14 protein-coding genes are annotated in these 20,772 nt (G+C 46.1%); 12 read left to right on the top strand and 2 right to left on the bottom strand.

Annotated elements, in window-relative coordinates; genetic code table 11:
- Nucleotides 1-30 precede the first annotated feature (30 nt).
- The 7 genes from MARGE09_RS07410 (at nucleotide 31) to MARGE09_RS07380 (ending at nucleotide 6,742) form a co-directional block, all read left to right on the top strand.
- Complete coding sequence (locus MARGE09_RS07410; protein ID WP_236986700.1) at nucleotides 31-531, top strand: MgtC/SapB family protein; 501 nt, start codon at nucleotides 31-33, stop codon at nucleotides 529-531.
- Between the two features lie 108 nt (nucleotides 532-639).
- Nucleotides 640-1,995 (top strand): sigma-54-dependent transcriptional regulator, encoded by a 1,356-nt coding sequence (locus MARGE09_RS07405; protein WP_255711900.1) that lies wholly within the window; start codon nucleotides 640-642, stop codon nucleotides 1,993-1,995.
- A 57-nt stretch (nucleotides 1,996-2,052) separates the two neighbouring features.
- Nucleotides 2,053-2,268: a histidine kinase gene (locus MARGE09_RS07400; protein ID WP_236986699.1), complete on the top strand. Its 216-nt coding sequence runs from the start codon at nucleotides 2,053-2,055 to the stop codon at nucleotides 2,266-2,268.
- Between the two features lie 78 nt (nucleotides 2,269-2,346).
- The gene (locus MARGE09_RS07395) at nucleotides 2,347-3,840 is read left to right on the top strand and encodes a sensor histidine kinase (protein ID WP_236986698.1); all 1,494 of its coding nucleotides are present in this window, start codon (nucleotides 2,347-2,349) and stop codon (nucleotides 3,838-3,840) included.
- A gap of 23 nt (nucleotides 3,841-3,863) precedes the next feature.
- The gene (locus tag MARGE09_RS07390; RefSeq protein WP_236986697.1) at nucleotides 3,864-4,322 is read left to right on the top strand and encodes a response regulator; all 459 of its coding nucleotides are present in this window, start codon (nucleotides 3,864-3,866) and stop codon (nucleotides 4,320-4,322) included.
- A gap of 12 nt (nucleotides 4,323-4,334) precedes the next feature.
- Nucleotides 4,335-6,269: a response regulator gene (locus tag MARGE09_RS07385; protein WP_236986696.1), complete on the top strand. Its 1,935-nt coding sequence runs from the start codon at nucleotides 4,335-4,337 to the stop codon at nucleotides 6,267-6,269.
- Between the two features lie 251 nt (nucleotides 6,270-6,520).
- Nucleotides 6,521-6,742: a hypothetical protein gene (locus MARGE09_RS07380; RefSeq protein ID WP_236986695.1), complete on the top strand. Its 222-nt coding sequence runs from the start codon at nucleotides 6,521-6,523 to the stop codon at nucleotides 6,740-6,742.
- A 52-nt stretch (nucleotides 6,743-6,794) separates the two neighbouring features.
- On the opposite strand, the gene MARGE09_RS07375 is transcribed toward MARGE09_RS07380, so the two are convergent.
- Together MARGE09_RS07375 and ppc are read right to left on the bottom strand one after the other, a co-directional pair.
- Nucleotides 6,795-8,090 (bottom strand): hypothetical protein, encoded by a 1,296-nt coding sequence (locus MARGE09_RS07375; protein WP_236986694.1) that lies wholly within the window; start codon nucleotides 8,088-8,090, stop codon nucleotides 6,795-6,797.
- 317 nt (nucleotides 8,091-8,407) lie between these two features.
- Nucleotides 8,408-11,044 carry a phosphoenolpyruvate carboxylase gene (ppc, locus tag MARGE09_RS07370; protein ID WP_236986693.1) on the bottom strand — a complete coding sequence of 879 codons (2,637 nt, stop codon included), beginning with the start codon at nucleotides 11,042-11,044 and terminating at the stop codon, nucleotides 8,408-8,410.
- 175 nt (nucleotides 11,045-11,219) lie between these two features.
- Between ppc and MARGE09_RS07365 the strand changes: the two genes are divergently transcribed.
- The 5 genes from MARGE09_RS07365 (at nucleotide 11,220) to MARGE09_RS07345 (ending at nucleotide 20,658) form a co-directional block, all read left to right on the top strand.
- Nucleotides 11,220-12,446, top strand: coding sequence for a GAF domain-containing sensor histidine kinase (locus MARGE09_RS07365; protein WP_236986692.1), 1,227 nt, complete (start codon nucleotides 11,220-11,222; stop codon nucleotides 12,444-12,446).
- Between the two features lie 387 nt (nucleotides 12,447-12,833).
- On the top strand, nucleotides 12,834-14,837 hold the full coding sequence (locus MARGE09_RS07360; protein WP_236986691.1) for a hybrid sensor histidine kinase/response regulator: 2,004 nt from the start codon (nucleotides 12,834-12,836) through the stop codon (nucleotides 14,835-14,837).
- A gap of 67 nt (nucleotides 14,838-14,904) precedes the next feature.
- Nucleotides 14,905-15,507, top strand: a complete 603-nt coding sequence (locus tag MARGE09_RS07355; protein ID WP_236986690.1) for an alpha-ketoglutarate-dependent dioxygenase AlkB family protein — start codon at nucleotides 14,905-14,907, stop codon at nucleotides 15,505-15,507.
- A 194-nt stretch (nucleotides 15,508-15,701) separates the two neighbouring features.
- Nucleotides 15,702-19,859, top strand: coding sequence for a two-component regulator propeller domain-containing protein (locus MARGE09_RS07350; RefSeq protein ID WP_236986689.1), 4,158 nt, complete (start codon nucleotides 15,702-15,704; stop codon nucleotides 19,857-19,859).
- A 187-nt stretch (nucleotides 19,860-20,046) separates the two neighbouring features.
- Nucleotides 20,047-20,658: a porin family protein gene (locus tag MARGE09_RS07345; RefSeq protein WP_236986688.1), complete on the top strand. Its 612-nt coding sequence runs from the start codon at nucleotides 20,047-20,049 to the stop codon at nucleotides 20,656-20,658.
- Nucleotides 20,659-20,772: the final 114 nt, after the last annotated feature.

The raw sequence follows: 20,772 nt of genomic DNA, 5'->3' as shown, positions 1-20,772 counted from the left end.
CTTACCCCTATATAAAGTAAGCTTAATGGCATGAACGAAAATTCCAACATAAATGAAGCGATAACGGAAGCTCCAGTTACAGGCCATTATCAACACTATTTCAATATTGATATTGATCAAGCCATGTTCCACGTTATGGCGCTGTTTATTGCCTACATTATTGCTTTACCCATTGGCATAGAGCGCTCTCGCATTCATTCTGGATTAGGGTTGCGCACGGTTTCTATTGTAGCCATGGCCTGCTGCGCCTTTGTGCTTATTGCCCTGAATACGTTTACCGAGCAAAGCGCTCAGGCCAAGTTTTTTTATGGAATACTCACCGGTATAGGCTTTATTGGAGGCGGCGCTTTATTTAAATCTGCAGATGGCGTTTATGGCACAGCATCAGCGGCCAGCGTTTGGGCATCTTCTGCAATTGGTGTATCTGTCGCATTAGCGATGGTAGAAATTGCTTTGGTATTAAGTGCTGCCACAACCCTAACGCTTGTCGCCTGCTCGCGCCCAAACAAAGATTCCGACCAACAGGCGTAAGGCAAAAAGTACTGCAGCAAAGTACACAATAAATAACAGCAAAGCTCCCGCCTAGTGAATGAATGCGTTACCATTGCGGGCTGACTCTACAAGTGAAAGGTAAATTCTGTGAAAATTCTTGTCGTTGATGACGATACCGAGTTCTGCGAAGCCGCCGCCATGATGCTAAACCTTTTGCAGCATGAGGTGCTAACAGCTCATAGCTTAAGTGATGCGCTTAATTGCTTGGAAGAAAACCTTTCCGGTAAAAACCCTATAGAGCATGTGCTTTTAGATTTTATGCTTCCCGATGGCAGCGGATTGCACCTTATTGATGTCGCACAAAAATTTTCTTCGGCCCCCTTTATTACATTGGTCACAGGCCATCCATCCGTAAAGCAAATGGTCTCATCCTTAGCCGGCCCCAACGTTAATTACATATTAAAGCCCGTCAACAAACAAAATTTAGAAGCCGCATTATTAGGCCAAAACACTAACGCCCAGCAATACGAAGATTTTGGCGTTACTCGCCACTTCGATTGTTTAGTGGGTGAATCTTTGGCGATGCAACAGCTGTACACCATGATAGAGCGTGTAAGCAAAACACACGCTAACGTTATGCTTATGGGCGAAAGCGGTACCGGTAAAGAGGTTGTCGCCAACGCCATTCACAACGCTAGCCAGCCCAAGGGTAAATTAATTGCTAGCAACTGTGGTGCTTTTTCACGCGACCTTATTGGCAGCGAGCTTTTTGGTCACGAAAAAGGCGCATTTACCGGCGCAATAAATCGTAAAGTAGGGGTATTTGAGCAAGCGCAGGATGGCACTTTATTTTTAGATGAAATCACAGAGATGCCCATTGATTACCAGCCCAACTTGCTTCGCGCACTCGAAACTCAGCAAATTGTACGCGTAGGTGGCGCCAAAGAAATCCCTGTAAACTGCCGTGTGATTTCTGCCACAAATCGCAGCGAACAAGAAATTGCAGAAAAACAAGTATTGCGCGAAGACATTTACTTCCGCTTAGCTGTATTCCCAATTCGCATTCCGCCACTTCGCGAGCGAAAAGAAGATATCCCCAGCCTTAGTCAATTATTTTTAGCGCAGCTTAACCATCAACATAGCACAGCCTACACACTGAGCGAAGCTCAAGTGGATCGTCTTATAGCCTACGATTGGCCAGGTAATGTGCGTGAACTAAAGCACGCCATTCACCGCGCCTACATTATGGCCGACCCAGGCAGCCAAGAAGTTTCTTTACCGCAAAGCTTTGCATCACCTTTTACAAAAAATAGTACCAACGGCAACAATCCACTCGTACCAGGCCAACGTATTGATGACGTTGAGCGCGAGTTAATTAAAGTAACGCTAGAACAACTTGGGGGCGACAAACCTCAAGCTGCAAAAATGCTGGGCATCAGTTTAAAAACTCTTTACAACCGCTTAAACAAATACGGAGACTGTGAGAACGATCCTACAGCATAAGCACAACATCCCTTACCGGTGGTTGGCTCATGACGTAGGCGTGGCTCCAAAATCGCTATGAAAGATCAAGAAACAATGAGCACCCTTGTCCATAACGCCCGCAACCCTCTTAACCGTATATCCATGCAAGCCGAGCTCGCTAAAATGATGGTTACACAAGGGTTACCCACCGAAAAAATTATCGTGGCGCTTGATAAAGTTCTGCAAGGCTGCCAAGACTGCAGCGCACAACTCGAGGAAATATCTAACCATGTTAAACAGCCGCCAGAATAACAGCTAAATATCCACCAGCCCTTCTATGGCAGCTAAATAAGTGCTTTCACACAACATTAAAGCAAATCGCAAGGTTTTATGACTTCCTCCAGCAATAATGCACACTCTTCTTCTCGTACGCTAAGCCTTTGGTTAACGATCTGTATTGGCATTGTAGTAATTACGGCTGTGAATACTTATTTTGCTTTTCGCTCTATCTCAGAGTTATCGGCCAAACAACAAAGTGTCACTAATACAACGAATATCATCGCGACAATTAAAGACCTGCATAATGCTGTTTTACTTGCCGAGTCAGGCCAGCGAGGCTATTTATTAACTGAAAACAAAGACTACCTAAGCCATTACCACCTGGCGATTGAAGGCCTACAATCGCGCATTGATTTAGTTTTTGAAATACGAACAGAGTTGCCAGAACAAAAAGAGCGCATCCTCCAACTAATCAAACTGATCAAGCAAAAAAAGAGCGAATTGATCAAAACAGTTAACCTTGCCAAAACCGATGAAGAAATAAAAGCCGTAAGGCAAGTATTTACCGGCTTAGGCCGTAGGCTCTATCTACAAATTTACGCATTATTCAGTGATATTGAAGCGACGGAGTTAGAACTGCAAGCGCGTCTTTATGCTGAAATGATTACTTATCAACAACAAACCCGCGACAAGCTCGTGGTATCTAGCGGCATTAGTATTGCCCTGGTCATTATGTTGCTTTTTATTTTTCAGCGCAGTCGCAAGCATGATGCGGCCCACCGAATAGAATTAGAAAACCAGAACCGCTTATTGGAAGACAAGGTCGCCGAACGGACCCGCGAATTAACACTATATTCTGACGAATTATCTCGCAGCAACCGTGAGCTGGAAGATTTTGCCTTTGTCGCATCACACGACCTACAAGAACCCCTGCGAAAAATTCAAGCTTTCGCCAATCGTATTCAAAGCATCTACCAAGATAGGCTGGACGAAAAAGGCGTCGATTACTTACAGCGTCTGAACAATGCTGCCAGCCGAATGTCACTTCTAATAACCGACTTACTAGAATTTTCCCGCATAAAAACACGCGGTAAAGATTTTGTAAGCGTCAATCTAAAAACGATTATCGACGGCATTCTCGACGACATGGAGATTTCGATTGCCGAAAGCAATGCCACGTTTGACATTGGCGAGCTTCCCACATTACAAGCAGACGAAAACCAAATTCATCGTCTATTTTTGAATATTATTTCCAATGCGGTAAAATTTAGGCAGCCAGATAAAGCCCCGCACATTGCAATTAGCTGGTGTATTGAAAAACACTCTGCTTTGGCATCGAGCGCAGACATCGATTGGCACACCATTCGTATTAGCGACAACGGCATTGGTTTTTCGCAAGAATATGCAGATAAAATATTCCTCCCCTTTCAGCGCTTACACGGGCGCTCGGAATATGAAGGCACAGGTATTGGGCTTGCTATTTGTCGACGTATTGCAGAGCGCCATGGTGGTAATATTAGCGCTCGATCCGAGCTAGGCATTGGTACCGAATTTATTATTACCATTCCCGTAGAATCCATCAACTTTGATAGACCTATCAATTAACCTTAAATCACAGGCCATAATGTATGCCCTTAACCAACGTACGCTCAATTACCATTTTAATGGCCGACGATGATGAAGACGACCGAATGATGACGCAGGACGCGCTTGCAGAAAGCCGCGTCTTAAATAATTTTCAATATGTCTCCGACGGTGTCGAACTTCTTAGCTATTTGCGCCGCGAAGGCGCATATGCCGATGCCGAAAAATACCCGCCCCCTAGCCTAATTTTGCTGGATTTAAATATGCCACGTAAAGATGGCCGGGAAGCCTTGCTGGAAATTAAAAATGACCCCGAATTGCGCCGCATTCCGGTCGTCATTTTAACGACCTCAAAAGATCAGGAAGATAAAATTCGCGGCTACGACCTAGGTGCAGCCTCGTTTATATCAAAACCTGTGACCTTTGATGGCCTTGTCGACTTAATGAAAGCCCTCGGAAAATATTGGGTAGAGTTTGTCGAGTTCCCCGCACAAGAAAAATAGTAAAGCGATAGTATGACCATGAATGATATCCGTGCTACCCAACTGTTATTAGTCGAAGACGATGATGATGATTTCATTTTGGCAAAGGATTACCTAAGTGACATTCCTTTTCTTGACATTACAATTGAGCGCAGCACGAATGTTGAGGCAGCGTTACAGGCATTATCAGAGCGCGACTTTGACCTCTGCTTGGTCGATTATCGCTTAGGCGCCATGACGGGTATCGACCTGTTAAAACGCGCAAAAGAGCATGGTTTTTCTGGCCCCATTATTATGCTTACATCACAATCTGACGATGAGTTAGATCAGATTGCCCTGGGCGCTGGCGCCGCTGATTATTTAGTTAAAAGCGAGCTCACTTCGGCGCGCTTTGCCCGTTCTATTCGCTATGCACTGGCCCGCCGCGATGTAGAAGCCGAGCGTGTTGAGCGCATTAAAGCCGAACAGGAGGTGCGCGCAAAAGACCGCTTTCTCGCACACCTTAGTCACGAACTGCGCACACCTCTAACCGCAATTCTTGGCTACACCGAACTACTACTGCACACCAAAAGCGAACACTCTAACGAGCTCAATGTAATTCACCGCAACGGTAAGCACTTATTAAATTTATTAAATGACGTGTTAGATTTATCCAAAATTGCTGCGAATAAATTAGAACTCGCCATAATGGATGTTGAACTTAACCCGCTGCTGGCAGACATCTACACTTTAATGCAAATGTCTGCACTTGATAAAGGCTTACAGCTAAACATTCACGCGCCAGAACCTTTACCTAAAACCATTCAAACAGACCCTACGCGCTTGCGCCAAGTGTTAATAAATTTAATCAGTAACTCTATTAAATTTACCGATGATGGGCGTATCGATATCACGATATCCGATGCCACGCAGGATGATCAAAAATACCTTATTTTCATAGTGCAAGACTCCGGAATTGGAATTAGCGAGCAACAAATCAAAGAAGTGTTTAAGCCTTTCGTACAAGTTGCCGATGTCATTACCCGCAGTATCGGTGGCTCTGGCCTTGGGTTGGCAATCAGCAACGAATTAGTACGCAGGATGGGCGGCAATATTCGCGTTACCAGCCAGCTTAATCAGGGCAGTTGTTTTTCAGTGCGCATTCCGCTTAACAGCGATACCCCGCGCGTGCCACTAGACCTTACAGCACAAGCGGACCAACGCCCTTCTCGCACAAATCCTCAGCAACTGACCGGGCATGTATTGGTAACAGACGACCTACGCGATATCCGCACGCTTATTGGCCACATGGTGACCCGGCTAGGGCCAGAAGTTAGCTTTGCAAGCAACGGACAAGAAGCCATACAAAAAGTACTTAATACAGACAATCACTACGATGTGATTTTTATGGATATTCATATGCCATTATTGGATGGCGTAAGTGCAGTAAAAAAATTGCGCGCACAAGGCATTCTCACGCCGGTCATCGCCCTAACAGCAGCCAATATGAAAGGCAGCAGAGAACACTTTTTAGAGCAAGGCTTTAGCGGTGTTTTGAGTAAACCTGTAGATGCACAGCTGTTAACCAAAAAGTTAAGTCGTTACCTGCCCTACCAAACCATTCAGGCAGATTCCAATGCGCCAGCGCAGCAGCGCGTACTTATTGTTGAAGACGATAACGATGCAGCCCTTGCTATTGCTGGCTTACTCGAAGTATTGGGGCTAGAAGCGCAAATAGCATCCACCACGGGTGATGCCATTGCCGCGCTACAGCAATCAGACTTATGGACACATATATTCCTAGATTTACATTTAGGGTCAGAAGATGGCTTAGCCGTAGCCAGTTATGCTCAGCAGCACTGCCCACACGCTAAAACAGTGGTAATGAGCGGCGCTGATATCAGCGATGCACAAAAAAACGAATACGACATCCATGCCACACTCAAAAAGCCCATTCAATTAACCGAAATTACTAGCGTGCTAAAATAATGCAATGTCGACAAAGACTTTGTACCCCTTACAAACGCAACAAATAATACTTTTTTGTTTATATCTGCAACAGTGCCAAGCCAAATAACAATAAAAAATAAAATCCTTACAAAACAGAAGCTTAAGGGACGAAAAAAAGCACTCCCCATAACTGGCACAGTCTATGAATAGTATTTAGTGTTAGCGCGAAAATTGTTTTTTACAAAACGCGAACAAAAAATGCTATTAATTTATTTATTGGGGTATTCATTATGAAATTTTTATCTGTGTTAATTTTAAGCTTAGGTATGGCTACTGCACTAACCGCTTGCGACGATGGCGGTGCAGAAAACGTGGGCGAAGAAATTGACCGCGGCATTGATGATATTGGCGATACGCTTGATGATGCAGGCGATAGCATTGGTGACAAACTTGACGACGCCGGTAATAGCCTTGAAGATGCTTGCGAAGATGCAACAGGCAACAACTGCTAAGCGCGACTAAGATATAAAAAAAGCCCTCAACGGGCTTTTTTTATATCTGAAACTAAGCCCGCTTTTTCTTACGCGACTTTGCCTCTGTTTTTTGTAGCACCAATACATGCTCAAAAAAGTTAGGCGCCATACCGGGCTTCATAATGTAGCTGCTTTCGTAGCTAGCATCGCCCAAAATTTTAAGTAGCCGAATAGCCGTTAAAGGTGGGTGGGTATTGCAGTAATCTTCCACATCGGGCAAGTGTAGCGTTTGAGTATTTTTAATATAGTACTTATCGGGTGTTGTTGGCTGCGTGTAACCCGCATAAATTACCACATGAATTTTGGTATTAGAATGTATATGCGGCAATAGGCGTTCTTTAAGCGCTAACAGCTGGGCCTGCGTACAATACCCCAGCAAACCCCATGCAAAAATCACATCGAATTTTTCATCCGGCTGGCAATTAAATAACTTTTCTTTAAATAAAATCTCGTCCGCCGAAATATCGCGCTTTAAGTCTTGGTATATTTCAGCAAAAACAATGTCGTTGGAAAAGTTGCGGTAAAACTCTTCATTGCTATCGATATGAGCGCCTAAATCTAAAATGCGTGGTGACTCTATGTTCGTTAAATAATCGCACATAGACTCAAGCGCATAAGAGCGATGCTCTGTTCCAGGTAACGACTGCGCACTCACCGAGGGCAGCTCCATTTTGGCACTGTGGCGCAGCACATTTTTTTTAGAGGGTAAAAAACGAAATATATCTTCACCCACACCTTTTGGCATACCGGTTTGCAAATTAAAGCTAGTATCCAGATGATAAAAGGGTAAATTGCAGACTAAATCGGGGAGTGAGTGATATTCATAACCGCGTAACACTTGGCCGCCGCTTAAAAATTTCACTTCATTTTCATTAACAATTTGAAATTGAACCGGCGTTAACGGCAATTTGGCAGTGTAACGCACACTGTGCAATAAGCTTTGATCGTGGCAGTATTGCCCCAGCTTACCCATTAACCAACTAATGGTGTCTAAGTCTAGGAAGTTAAATAAATCCCACGCAAGCACGACATCAAATTTCTCGTGGCTGCGAAAACCACCCAAATAATCTTCTAAATGCTTGCGAATAACAGCCGGGTCGTTGCCATCGGGCGATGCAGACATTTGATCGGCAACAAATAGACTGACATTCTCAAAACGCACCGTGCAGCTTTTGCGCATAAAGAAATTAAAACTGGCCGCCGATGCGGCCCCCAAGTCTAGTACGCGGCGGCTTTTGTTATGCGTTAGCGCCTGAGAGATAAAACTAATACCCGGGAACCGGTATACAACCTCTTGTGCTTCAGGGGCATTCAATGTGGTGGACATGGGATTTCTCTTGCCTTAGGTCTAACGTTAAGCAGGGCGATTTTATTCGCCCTGCTTAAATTGGCTATAAAAAACATCGTGATTGTTTTTGCGCGATTGGCTAAAGCTCACAACATTTGCGAACTTTAGGGCGCCTCTAAAAATAGTAATTTTTGCGTGAGAGCAAGGAAGCGCCGCCCAGAGAGCCGCAGTTTACGTGGTGTAAATGAGGACTCGAGGACGGAGCTAATGTCCATGGATGGACTGAATACAGTTTTTGCAGGAGCAAAAAACTGTAAGCCGCTATCGCGCAAAAAGTGCATTTTTAGAGATGCCCTTTAGCCTGTATTGCGCATGCCCGCCGAGATACCCGTCATGGTCACCTTTAGCGCACGCTCTAAATCGGCGCTAATACTACCTGCTTTACGCTCCCTTTTTAATAGCTCGACTTGTAAAAAGTTCAATGGATCGACGTACGGTTTACGTACACTTAACGTACTTTGCAGTACTGGGTCGTGATCCAGCAAATTATCTTGGCCTTTTAATTTCAAAATAATTTCGCCCAATTCGGCTAAGTCGCCTCGCAGGCGCTGCCCTAGTGGGCGCACGGCTGGGTCAACCAGTTGACTTTCGTAGTGTGCAGACACTTGTAAATCGGCTTTTCCAAGCACCATCTCGAGAAGGTCCATAAAGCTTTCAAAGAACGGCCAGTTCACCAGCATATCTTGCAGGGTTTCTGGGTATTCTTCTTGAGCGTGCTTCAGTGCTTGCCCTGTGCCCAACCACGCGGGTAAATTCAAGCGCACTTGCATCCACGCAAAAACCCAAGGAATAGCTCGTAGGCTCTCGACACCACCGGTTGCTTTGCGCTTAGCAGGGCGGCTACCCAAGGCCAGCTTACTTAATTCCTGCTCGGGCGTTAGGCTTCTAAAATAAGGGACAAAATCAGGATGCCCGCGCACAACCGCGCGATAAGCTTCAAGGCTAACTTTCGACATTACCTCTATAAGCTCTCGCCACTCAGGCTTAGGTGCCGCATCTGGCGCTAAGGTAGCGAGTAAATTTGCCGTGACATAGGTCGATAAGCTTTTAAACGCAACGCGCTTGCGACCAAACTTGTAGCGAATCATTTCGCCTTGCTCGGTCACGCGAATAACGCCTTTAACAGAGCCTGGTGGCTGTGATGCCATGGCTTTTTCAACCGGGCCGCCACCGCGGCCCACTGTGCCACCGCGACCGTGAAATAACACAAGCTGCACACCGTATTTATCGGCAATTTTCACCAGCTGCTCTTGCGCTTTGTACTGCGCCCATGTGGCGGCAAGCTTACCGGCATCTTTTGCTGAGTCTGAATACCCAATCATCACCGTTTGATGGCCAGCACTATAGGTTTGATACCAGTGCATTTGCCACAAACGATTCATGACGCTCGGCGCGCGATCTAAATCGTCCAAGGTTTCAAACAACGGAACAACCGGCATATTCCACGTCATACCGCATTCTTTTAGCAATAGTGACACCGCTAATACATCGGATGGCTGCTGCGCCATGGATATGACATATTGCGATAGTGTTTCTTCTGGCTCTTGCGCAATCACACGGCAGGTGGCCAACACTTCTTGTGAGTCGTCACTGCAACGCCAGTTGCGTGGAAATAACGGCCGCTTGCTTTCAAGCTGCTCTAACAAAAATGCTTGGCGTGCATCTTCGTCCCACTCGATATAGCTACCTTTACCGCGATACTCAGGCATATCTAAGTATTGCGTGAGCTCATCCAACACCTTGACATGGCGCTCGCCATCTTGGCGAATATCCAACGGCACCAAGTTAATGCCAAAACAATTAAAGCGGCGGATGCAATCGGTGAGCGGGCCATTTGCTATTTCTTCTAGGCCTTGCTCACACAAAGAACGGTGGCATAACTCAAGGGTAGACAACACCTGCGCGCGCTCGGTTAATAGTGTGTTGCTAGCGGCATACACATCGTTACCGCGCAATTTGTCGTTGGCCCAACTGACCGTGTTTTCAAGCAGGCTTGCCACCGGCGCAAGAATATCGCGGTATGGCGTTTTAGAGCCTTCGGGTAATTGTGCAATCAGCTCAGCACTGGCGGCACTCATACTTAGGTCGCCAGCAAGGCTTTTAATGTCTTTTAAGTACAAGCTGGCAGCCATCCAACGGCCTAACAACAAGACTTTTTCTGTCACATCGTGGGTAACATTGGGGTTGCCATCGCGGTCCCCTCCCATCCACGAATAAAAGGCAAAAGGCGCGGCATTAAGCGCCAAGCCTTTGCCCAAGCGCTTGCGCGATAGACCATCGAGGTGGCGAATAAAATCGGGGACGGCCTGCCACAAGCTGCTTTCGATCACAGCAAAGCCCCAGCGGGCCTCGTCTACCGCTGTTGGGCGCTCGTTTCGAATTTCGTCGGTTGTCCAAATCTCTTCAATCAAGCGACTAAGATTGCTTTGCTCTTGCGATATTTCGTGCGGGAGCAAGTCTGCTCGGCGAAGGCTGCTAAGGCTATCGGCAATTTTGTCGTATTTGTGGATTAAGGTGCGGCGCGTTACCTCGGTGGGGTGCGCGGTCAGTACTAACTCAATTTTTAAACTATTTACGACTTTGGCAAGCTCATCTTTACCTAAGGTGGCTACTTGCTTAACCAACAACTGATCCAAATGATCGTCTGTGCCGGCTTCAACGCTGGCGCTAAACTCTTGCTCTGCAATATTCGCCAAATTCAGAAACTGGTTGAACGAGCGCGTGATGGGTAGCACCTCGTGGTCTTCTACACTGCTTAGCAGCGTGAGCAACCCTTGCGCATCGGCAGATTCCCCTACAACGTGTTTGCCTTGGGTGCGAATATCCTCAACTTTCTTGAAGATCTTAGGACCTTCGTGCTTGAGCAAAGTGTCGCCGAGTAGCTCGCCGAGTAAGCGAACATTATCTCTCAAAGAATGGGGAAGCTGGGCCATACAATTACCTCATCAATGTATTTGTAGGCCGCATTCTAGCATTGCTTAATGTAGCGCTGACAATAACATTCAAACGCATGTCTATGTGCAAAGTGCCGCGGGATCATCTATCGTTAGCTAAGTAGATGGTAGAAAAACGCTCTATTTTTATCGCCAACGCAATTCAGGCTTACCCATGATTAGTGCGCACTTACACCCACAAGAAGCGCAGCGCCTTAAGGCCCTGCAGCACTACGAAGTGCTAGACACTGAAGCCGAAGAAGCCTTCGACGACTTAACCCTTTTAGCGAGCCGAATTTGCGATACCCCCATATCGCTGGTGAGCCTTATTGACGTTGAGCGACAGTGGTTTAAATCGCGCCACGGCTTAGATGCCACACAAACCGAACGTAGCATTGCCTTCTGTTCCCACGCCATATTGCAAGATGGCGTCTTTGAAATTCCCGATGCCAGCCAAGACGAGCGCTTTGCCGATAACCCTCTTGTTACCGGTGCCCCCGACATTCGTTTTTATGCCGGCGCACCACTGGTTACCCCAGACGGCTGCCCTATTGGCACCCTTTGTGTTATCGATCAAATACCACACCACCTAACAGCAGAACAACGCTCAGCCTTGCGTACATTATCAAAACAAGTGGTGAGCCAGCTTGAATTGCGCATTCGCAACCGGCACCTAGAGCGCATGCACAAAGAGCAAGAGCGCATTTTCTCGCTAGTCGCACACGATTTACGCACCCCCTTCAATTCCATATTGGGGCTAAGTAAAACTTTAGCCAACCGCACCGAAAATTTATCACCACAACGTATCGCGCAATCGGCGCACAACATCTTGTCGTCTTCACTCAGCGCGTACCATTTACTCGAAGAGCTTCTGCAGTGGTCACAAGCACAAATAAATAGCCCAAATAATAAGGCCGATATACTCGATGTTTCGCCGTTAATTCACGAAAACATTGCTTCCGCAAACGACATTTTTCAACTAAAAGAGTTAAAGCTTCATTTAGACATCCCCCCTAGCGCCCAAGTACTCGCCAGCGCCCCCATGGTAAAAGCCATTGTTCGAAACCTACTTTCTAACGCAGCTAAATATTGCCCCACCGGCGGTAATATTTGGATTTCGGCCACAGCCGTACCCAATGCTCACCACCAGACGATTATTTCTGTCGCAAATAATGGCGACGAGATTGCTCCTGAATTACGAAAAAACTTATTTAAACAGGCTGTAGCCAGCCGCCCCAACGCGCAAGGCGAACAAGGTGCAGGCATTGGATTAATGCTATGCAGCCAATATATTTTTGAACACGGCGGTGATATTTGGATAGACGAGGCGTTTAATGACGGGACCAAGATTTGCTTTAGCTTACCGGCCTCCAAGTTACACTGCTCTAATCCTTTAACCTAGAAACCGCAGTTGAGAGTCAAAAAGATGCGTATTCCGTTGGTGTGCATGGCGTGTAGTAAAAATGTGTGGTCACCTTATTGGTGATGAATCATTTTTATCACGCGTCAGGTGCACCAAGGGGATGCGTAGACTTTGATGGTTCAACTGCGATTTTTAGGTTTAATGTAACCCAGTTAACACGGCGCACAGGCTTAAACTCGCTGTAATCTCAGCCGATGCTTTCTACCCTAGCAACAAATTCTTCAAAAAATAACGTATGCGCTATATTGCGGCACATTTAGCTGTATTATGCGCCATCATTTCTCTAAAGCATGGGCACAATACGCAGCGCAAACCAATCGCCTAGCTGAAGAAGTTGCTTTCGCTTATTAATTGCTGGAAAAACTTATGCCGCCAGAAGGTCGCACCTCCCCCGCACTGAATTTTCTTTCTGGCGGTGGTGAGATGGGTGCATTAATTAGAGCCTACGATTGGGATACAACATCGCTAGGCAACCCAGAGCATTGGCCGCAGCCCCTAAAAACTAGTTTGCGCATATTGCTATCTACCGGCCACCCCATGTTTATTTGGTGGGGGCCCGATTTAATACAGTTTTATAACGATGCTTATCGTCGGTCTATTGGACCGGAACGCCACCCCAGCGCCTTAGGCCAAAAAGGGCAAGAATGCTGGCAAGAGATTTGGCCCATTATTAAACCTCAAATAGACCTTGTTTTAGATGGGCAAGGCCATACCTGGAACGAAAACCAACTAGTACCCATAACCCGACACGGTAAACGCGAAGATGTGTACTGGACTTATAGCTACGGCCCAATTGACGACCCGCAGGCCAAAAATGGCGTAGGCGGCTTATTAGTCGTGTGCTCAGAAACCACCGAACAAGTACTCGCCGAGCAACGCATGAAGGCGGCCGAGTCTCGCTGGCGCACCTTGTTTGATCAAGCCCCTGGCTTTATGTGCGTATTACAAGGCCCAGAGCACCGCTTTGAATACGCCAACAAAAACTATTTTGAAATTATTGGCCAACGCGATATTTTAGGTAAGCGGGTTATCGATGTTGTGCCCGAGGTAAGTAACCAAGGCTTTATACAGCTGCTGGACCAAGTGTACCTTACCGGCAAAACATATAAGGGGGTTGAAACACCGTTAAGCATTGCCGGTGCCGAACCCATTTATATCGACTTTGTTTATCAGCCCATAATCGATGAGCACGATAAAGTCACTGGGATTTTGGTCGATGGCTATAACGTGACCAAGCGCGTAAAGTTCAGCCAATCGCTGCGCGAGCAAGACCGAAGAAAAGATGAATTTTTAGCGATGCTCGCACACGAATTACGCAACCCTTTAGCGCCCATTCGCAATGCCAGTGAGCTACTCACACAAGCCACCCAAAGCAATAAAAAGCTGCAAAAAATAGGGCATGTTTTGGCTCGCCAGGTCACTCAATTAACTCGTCTAATGGATGACCTCCTCGATATTTCGCGCATTTCAAGAAATCGTATATCGTTAACCGTCGAACCTCTTAACGTATTTAATGCCATCGAAATGGCATTAGAGTCTTTATCCAATTCCATTAAATTAAAAAGACACACCGTTAACTTTGACGCGACACCCAGTACGGTATTTATCAACGGCGACCTCACCCGCATCGTACAATGCTTTTCTAACGTCATTGGCAACGCAGTGAAATACACTCCACCAGGTGGCGAAATAGATATTAAGCTTGCCACGGAGCAAGGTTCTGCCGTTATTACGGTGTCTGATAATGGCTGCGGCATTAGTCAAGACATGCTTAACAACGTGTTCGAATTGTTTGTACAGGCCAAGCAAACGCTAGATCGCTCGCAAGGCGGCTTAGGCATTGGGCTTAATATTGTACAGCGCTTAGTAAAAATGCACGGTGGTTCAATTAGCGTTGCCAGCGAAGGTACAGGCTTAGGCTCTCGCTTTACAATTTGCCTTCCGCAAACCGTCGCCCCGAACGTTGCCGCCGACAATAACTCGGCCCCTGCTAAAATCGCACGCAGCATTCTTGTCGTGGACGACAACAAAGATGCAGCCGATACGCTGGCAGAGCTGTTAACCTTTCAAGCACACAATGTTGCCGTCGCGTACACCGCCCAACAAGCATTAGAGGCCGTCGATAGCTTTGAGCCAGAATTCATATTGCTGGATATTGGCTTGCCCGATATGAATGGCTATGAGGTGGCGCAGTGTATTTTGAACAAATATAGCGACAAGGTGCTAGTTGCGCTCACAGGTTACGGGCAACCTAGTGATGTCTCTCGCGCCAAGGACGCTGGCTTTAACTTCCATTTCACTAAACCTGTTATGTTAAGCGACCTAGAGAATGTTTTTAACTTTGCAGAGTCTAGCCTTGAGCCGGTATGAGTGCAGGTTAGTCATCTAAATAACGGTTCAAGCCAGAATAGCTTTTAGCGCACTAATTCGAGGGGACATGTCTTTATTTGCACCAAAGGGTGAATGGCTAAGCGAACCAGGATTGCGCCTATTTTGGCAGCCACACTTTCTCACTCAAACTTTAGCCGACCAATACCTGCAAACGCTGCAACAACTGGCATGGCAGCAAGGGGAAATTACACTTTACGGCAAAACTTACCAAGAGCCACGCCTGAGTATTTACTGTGGCGACGAGGGCGCGCACTACAGCTACTCACAGAAAAACATGCAACCCCGCCCTTGGCACCCACTGTTATTATCGTTAAAAGACCTACTAAGCCAGCAATTTAACGCGCCATTCAACGCCGTACTGTGTAACTACTACCGCAACGGCCAAGACGGTATGGGCTGGCACAGCGATGACGAACCCGAACTTGGCCCAAGCCCGACCATCGCATCATTAAGCTTTGGGGCAACTCGGCGCTTTGTTCTAAGAAGCAAACACGACCACACACAAAAGCGTAGCTTTCATTTAAACCACGGCAGCTTGCTGCTTATGGCTGGCGACACCCAGCAGCACTGGCAACACGCTGTACCCAAAACCCAAACGGCAATCACTAGCCGCATCAACTTAACATTTCGCACCATTAATCCCCGCTAAAAGCGAGTGCTGCCCACCCTACAGCAGCTTTCAAAAAAATATAAACACCGCAGACTTACTCCAATACGTTATGACAAGTGATTAATTAACCGCTGCAGTGGCAGTCGTTAAGCACCTAGCTACACTTAACTTATTAGGGAACAGCTGCGTGCTTAGCGTGTGCCCCCTCTACCATAAATTCGCAAGGTACCGCCATGCCAACACATGCTACTCGCATTTTAAGCCGTTTTTGCGCACTGAGTCTTGCGCTACTCATTCCCCTAGCCTTAACGGCCCAAGCCGAGCCACTGCCTGAGCGCATTAGCTTTCAGCACCCTCTTGAAAATAAAGATATTGTTCTTGGCGAAGCGGCATCTATATTTCAAGATAGCCAAGGCTTTATGTGGTTTGGCGGCGCCAATGCCATTATTCGCTACGATGGCTACGAATTTAAGTCTATTCCGCTGACGGTTAACACCGCGCAAGGTGAGGAATTTAGGCCAGTTAAAATGGCGGTGGATATCTTTGAGGATAGCGAAAACATTTTATGGGTTTCTACACGCACAGGCCTATTGCGCTACGACCCACGTACCGAGCGCTTAACCCAAATTGCAGATAACCCCAATGCGCAAGTTACGATAACCACAACAGATTTATTACAATCTTTAGAGCTACCCAGTGGTGAGCTTCTTGTGGCCTCTAAATCGGGCCTATTGGTTATAGACCGCACCCAACTGACTTACAGCGTAATATTACCTGACGAAAACAACGACCAAAGCCTACACAGTAAAATCGTACAGACCGTTCACCTCGACCCAAGAGGTAACCTTTGGGTTGGCACCGAAGCGGGCTTAGAAAAACTCGATTGGGACAAAAAACACTTTGAACTGATTAAACCCTACCCTGAACAACCTAACCTACTGCCGGCTAATTCGGTTACCGATATTATTTCTGATGGCAACGGCCAGCTATGGCTGGCGACTTTTAACGGGCTGGTTCACTACGACCCTAAAACTCAAAAAACAAAGCGCTACATCAACCAGCCCGACGACCCATTCAGCTTAGGCGGTAACGATATTTGGACCCTTTGGCTTGATTCGACCGGCGCGCTATGGATTGCCTCTGATGGCGGCGGTGTTAGCGTTTTTGAAAAAAGTAAAAAATATCCACAAGGCCGTTTTATTAACCACAAGCATGAAGCCGGTCGTGCAAGCTCCATTAATTCAAACCAAGTGCGCACAGTTTTTGAGGATAAAACCGGCGATATTTGGGTCGGCAACTACCCCGACGGCATTAACTTTTTTGATCGCTCCAGTGCGGCTATCACCACTTACACCCACGATCCATCCAACAGTAATAGTTTGTCTCACAACTCAACACTTTCTATGCAAGAAGACCAGCACGGAAACCTGTGGCTGGGTACAGATGGTGGCGGCTTAAATTATTTTGACCGCGAAAAAAATAGTTTTTTTGCTTATAAGAATATCCCAAACGACGATACCAGCATTAGCAGCAACGCAGTATTAACAACGTTTCTCGATAGCCAAGGCCATGTGTGGGTAGGCACTTGGGGCGGCGGCGTATCTAAGCTTGACCCGGCCACAGGAAAATTCCATCGCTATCCATTCGACGAATTACGTAAAGCCTCAGACAGTATTAGCAAATCACAACGACTTAATAATGCCCATGTATGGTCAATCAAAGAAGATAGCCTCAAAAATATTTGGCTAGCAACCCACTCTGGCGGCCTAAGTAAATACGATAGAGCAACCGACCAATACACCCATTACGTTCATAACGACAGCGACCCCAATTCAATTATTGGCGGTAATACCTGGGACACCTTCGAGGATTCCAAAGGTAACTTTTGGGTAGCCACTAGCGCCGGCCTCGACCTTATGGACCGAGAAAGCGAAGTATTCACACACTTTTTAGCCGATGCCACTGACCCTTCTAGCCTCAGTAACCCATCAGTATTATCCATTTTCGAAGATAGCCAAGGCCGTATGTGGTTTGGTACTGATGCCGGTTTAAACTTATTGAATGCAGACCGATCATCCTTCACTGTTTACAAGAAAAGCGATGGTTTTAATGACGATACCATTCGCCAAATTTTAGAAGATCAAGAAGGCCGTTTGTGGCTAAGTACAAACAACGGCATATCGCTATTCGACCCAGAAACTAAAAAGATAAAGAACTACAACCGCGATAGCGGAAAGCTAATGGGTGGCTTTCATACCGATTCTGGCCTAATCACCCATAAAGGCGAAATCATTTTTGGCGGTATTGAAGGGGTTCGTTTTTTTAATCCTGAAAAGCTAAAAGAAAACAAAATACCTCCGCCCATCGTATTCACAGATTTTAAAATATTTGCCGACTCTATAAGTATTGGTGGCGAAGACGGTCTTTTGGATGAATCAATCAATACCACGCAAACGATCGTTTTAGATTACAAGAAATCGATGTTTGTTTTTGGCTTTTCGGCACTTAACTTTAGAGACCCTGGAAAAAACCGCTATGCCTATAAGCTTGATGGCTTTGATGATGACTGGCTACAAGTGGGCGACCAGCGTTCGGCAAAATACACCAACCTTAACTCTGGAACATATACATTTCACGTTAAAGGCAGCAACAATGATGGCGTATGGAATGAAGACGGCACTAGCATCACTATCATCCAGTTACCGCCACCGTGGAAAACTTGGTGGGCTTACACCCTTTATGCGCTGGCACTACTGGCCATCATTTTATGGTTTATTGCACACCAGCGCCAAAAGCGAAAAGTTATTGAAGAACAAAACCGCTTACTCGAAGCCAAGGTTGCAGAGCGCACAGGCGAGCTGAAACAAAAGAACGATGACATTCAAGCCATGCTAGAAAACATGCCCCAAGGGCTGTTTACGGTGCAAGAAAATGAATTAATTCATCCGGAATATGCGCACTACTTAGAAGAAATATTCGAAACCAATGACATTGCCAATCGAAAAGTAAGTGACCTACTTTTTACCGGCGCAAACTTAGGTAGTGATAGCCTAGATTCGGCCAACAATGCAATTTTCGCGATAGTCGGCGAAGATGAAATGAATTACGAGTTCAACAAGTATTTATTAATTGACGAATACGATATTGAAATAAACGGTAAAGTAAAGCACCTCGCTCTAGACTGGAACCCTATATTGAGTGACGGCATTGTAAATAAATTGATGATATCCGTCCGCGATGTCACGCGCTTAAAACAAATGGAAAGCGAAGCTCAAGGGCAAAAAAGAGAACTCGATATTATTAGCCAGCTACTCAATATCTCTTCCGAAAAAGTGCTTGGCTTTGAGGAGTCCTCTTCACGCTATATTCATGCAAACTACGAAGCCATTGAAGCCGCTGAAATACGTAACGACGACACAATTGCCCTGCTATTTCGCAATATGCATACCATCAAAGGTAATTGTCGAACCTATGGTTTTAGCCATTTAAGCGATGTAGTCCACGAGGTGGAGTCCACCTACAGTTCGCTAAAATCTTCACCTGATGCACCATGGGACCCCGATAAATTACTGGATGACTTGGAGCGAGTGAAAAAAGCCGTGGCAGAATATTCCGACATTTATCGCCGTGTGCTCGGCCGCGGGGATAACGATGGCGGCGACCGGCATGAAGGTTTTTGGATGAACAATGCCATTATGGATAAAATTCAAGAACTGGCAGATACAGAGCAAATCGACACATTAAAACAATTTGTCGGCCGCATACAATCAAGCCCCATTGAAGACGTTTTAGTCGACGTCGTGGCATCGCTATCTTCCATTGCTGGGCAGCTAAATAAGCACACCCCCAGCGTTAAATTCGACGCCCAGAATATCCGCATTAAAAATACTAGCTTTGAATTATTAACTGACGTTTTTGCTCACGTATTGCGCAACTGTGTAGACCACGGCCTTGAAACCCCAGAAGAGCGCGTGCGAAACGGCAAAGACGAGCGCGGCAGTATTCTTATTAATGCGATGGTTATTCAGGATAATCTGAATATTTTTGTCAATGATGATGGCAAGGGAATTAATTTATGCCGACTATTTGAAAAAGGAGTAGAACTAGGCCGGTGGAGTAAAGATAGCTCCCCAAGTAATCAAGAAGTTGCAGAACTGGTTTTTTGTTCTGGTGTATCAACCAAAGATGCCGTAACAGATATTTCTGGCCGCGGTGTGGGAATGGATGCCGTCAAAGAATTCCTGAAAGCGCAAGGCGGGAATGTTCAGCTGGTATTGCAAAACACCAGCGAATCGGAACGTGGCTTTGTTCCTTTCGAGCTTTTAGTCACGCTCCCCAAAGGGTTGTTTATTGTTATAAATGACGAAGAATCCTTACAAAACCCGCAATAATAGCCTCAAAATTAGCCTAATACTAACAAGGTACAAACCATTGACGCACGCGTTTTATTAGCACTGCGTCAATGGAGATCATTCCAAAACCTCCCCTCTAAACAGTCTTCGCTCGCTTGTCGATTTATCAAGAGTGGCGCCGTATAATGCCGGCTTTCACTTACTCTACAGAAAGGAAAGCGGATAGATGAAACTTAAAAATCTCGCGTGTTCAGCAGTATTTTTTTCAATCCTATTGATCGGTCACGCACAAGCGCAAAATATTGCCGATACAGGCTGGTATGTTGGTGGAAAACTAAGCCAAGTGGACCTCGAGCTCCAATATAGAAGCATGGATCCACTAGAGTTCGACGGCCCTATGCTAGAAGCGCGCGGAGGCTTTCGCTTTAGCCCTTATTTTGCACTGGAAAGTACGCTAGGCCTAACCCCAAGCGGATCAACAAATAGCGACTACATCGATGACTCAGCATTGCTGAAATTTTCTACCGCCGCCAAGCTGATTGCGCCGGTCAGTGATAAAGTGCAGCTATATGCCAATGCCGGCTTAGCACTGCTTAGCTTCGCATATGAAACGCGCGATAATTACAGCTACAACGATGACACCGAGAGCTATGTGGGCAACTGTTTTTTACTGGGGCTTGGTGTTGAATTTGAGGTAGCTCCACACCTGATATTACATGTTGCCTACGACTCCATCACAGGCGAACTTGAACATTCAGATGATGACTATTACAACAGCAATGTTGATTTAGATGCGACTTTCTCTCAGATTGGCGTTGGTCTGCATTATCAATTTTAATGCGCGACTAAAATAAGCTAAGCACAGCCTTCGCAAAAAAACCTTGCCGAAGGCTGTGGCTATAAAACCCTTCCCTCTAGTATTACAGACCAAAAACCTGCACATACGGCGAGT

The organism is Marinagarivorans cellulosilyticus (genome assembly GCF_021655555.1).
GTDB classification, from domain to species: domain Bacteria; phylum Pseudomonadota; class Gammaproteobacteria; order Pseudomonadales; family Cellvibrionaceae; genus Marinagarivorans; species Marinagarivorans cellulosilyticus.
The sequence above is the reverse complement of the archived record's forward strand: the minus strand, read 5'-3'. Positions and strand labels throughout refer to the sequence as shown.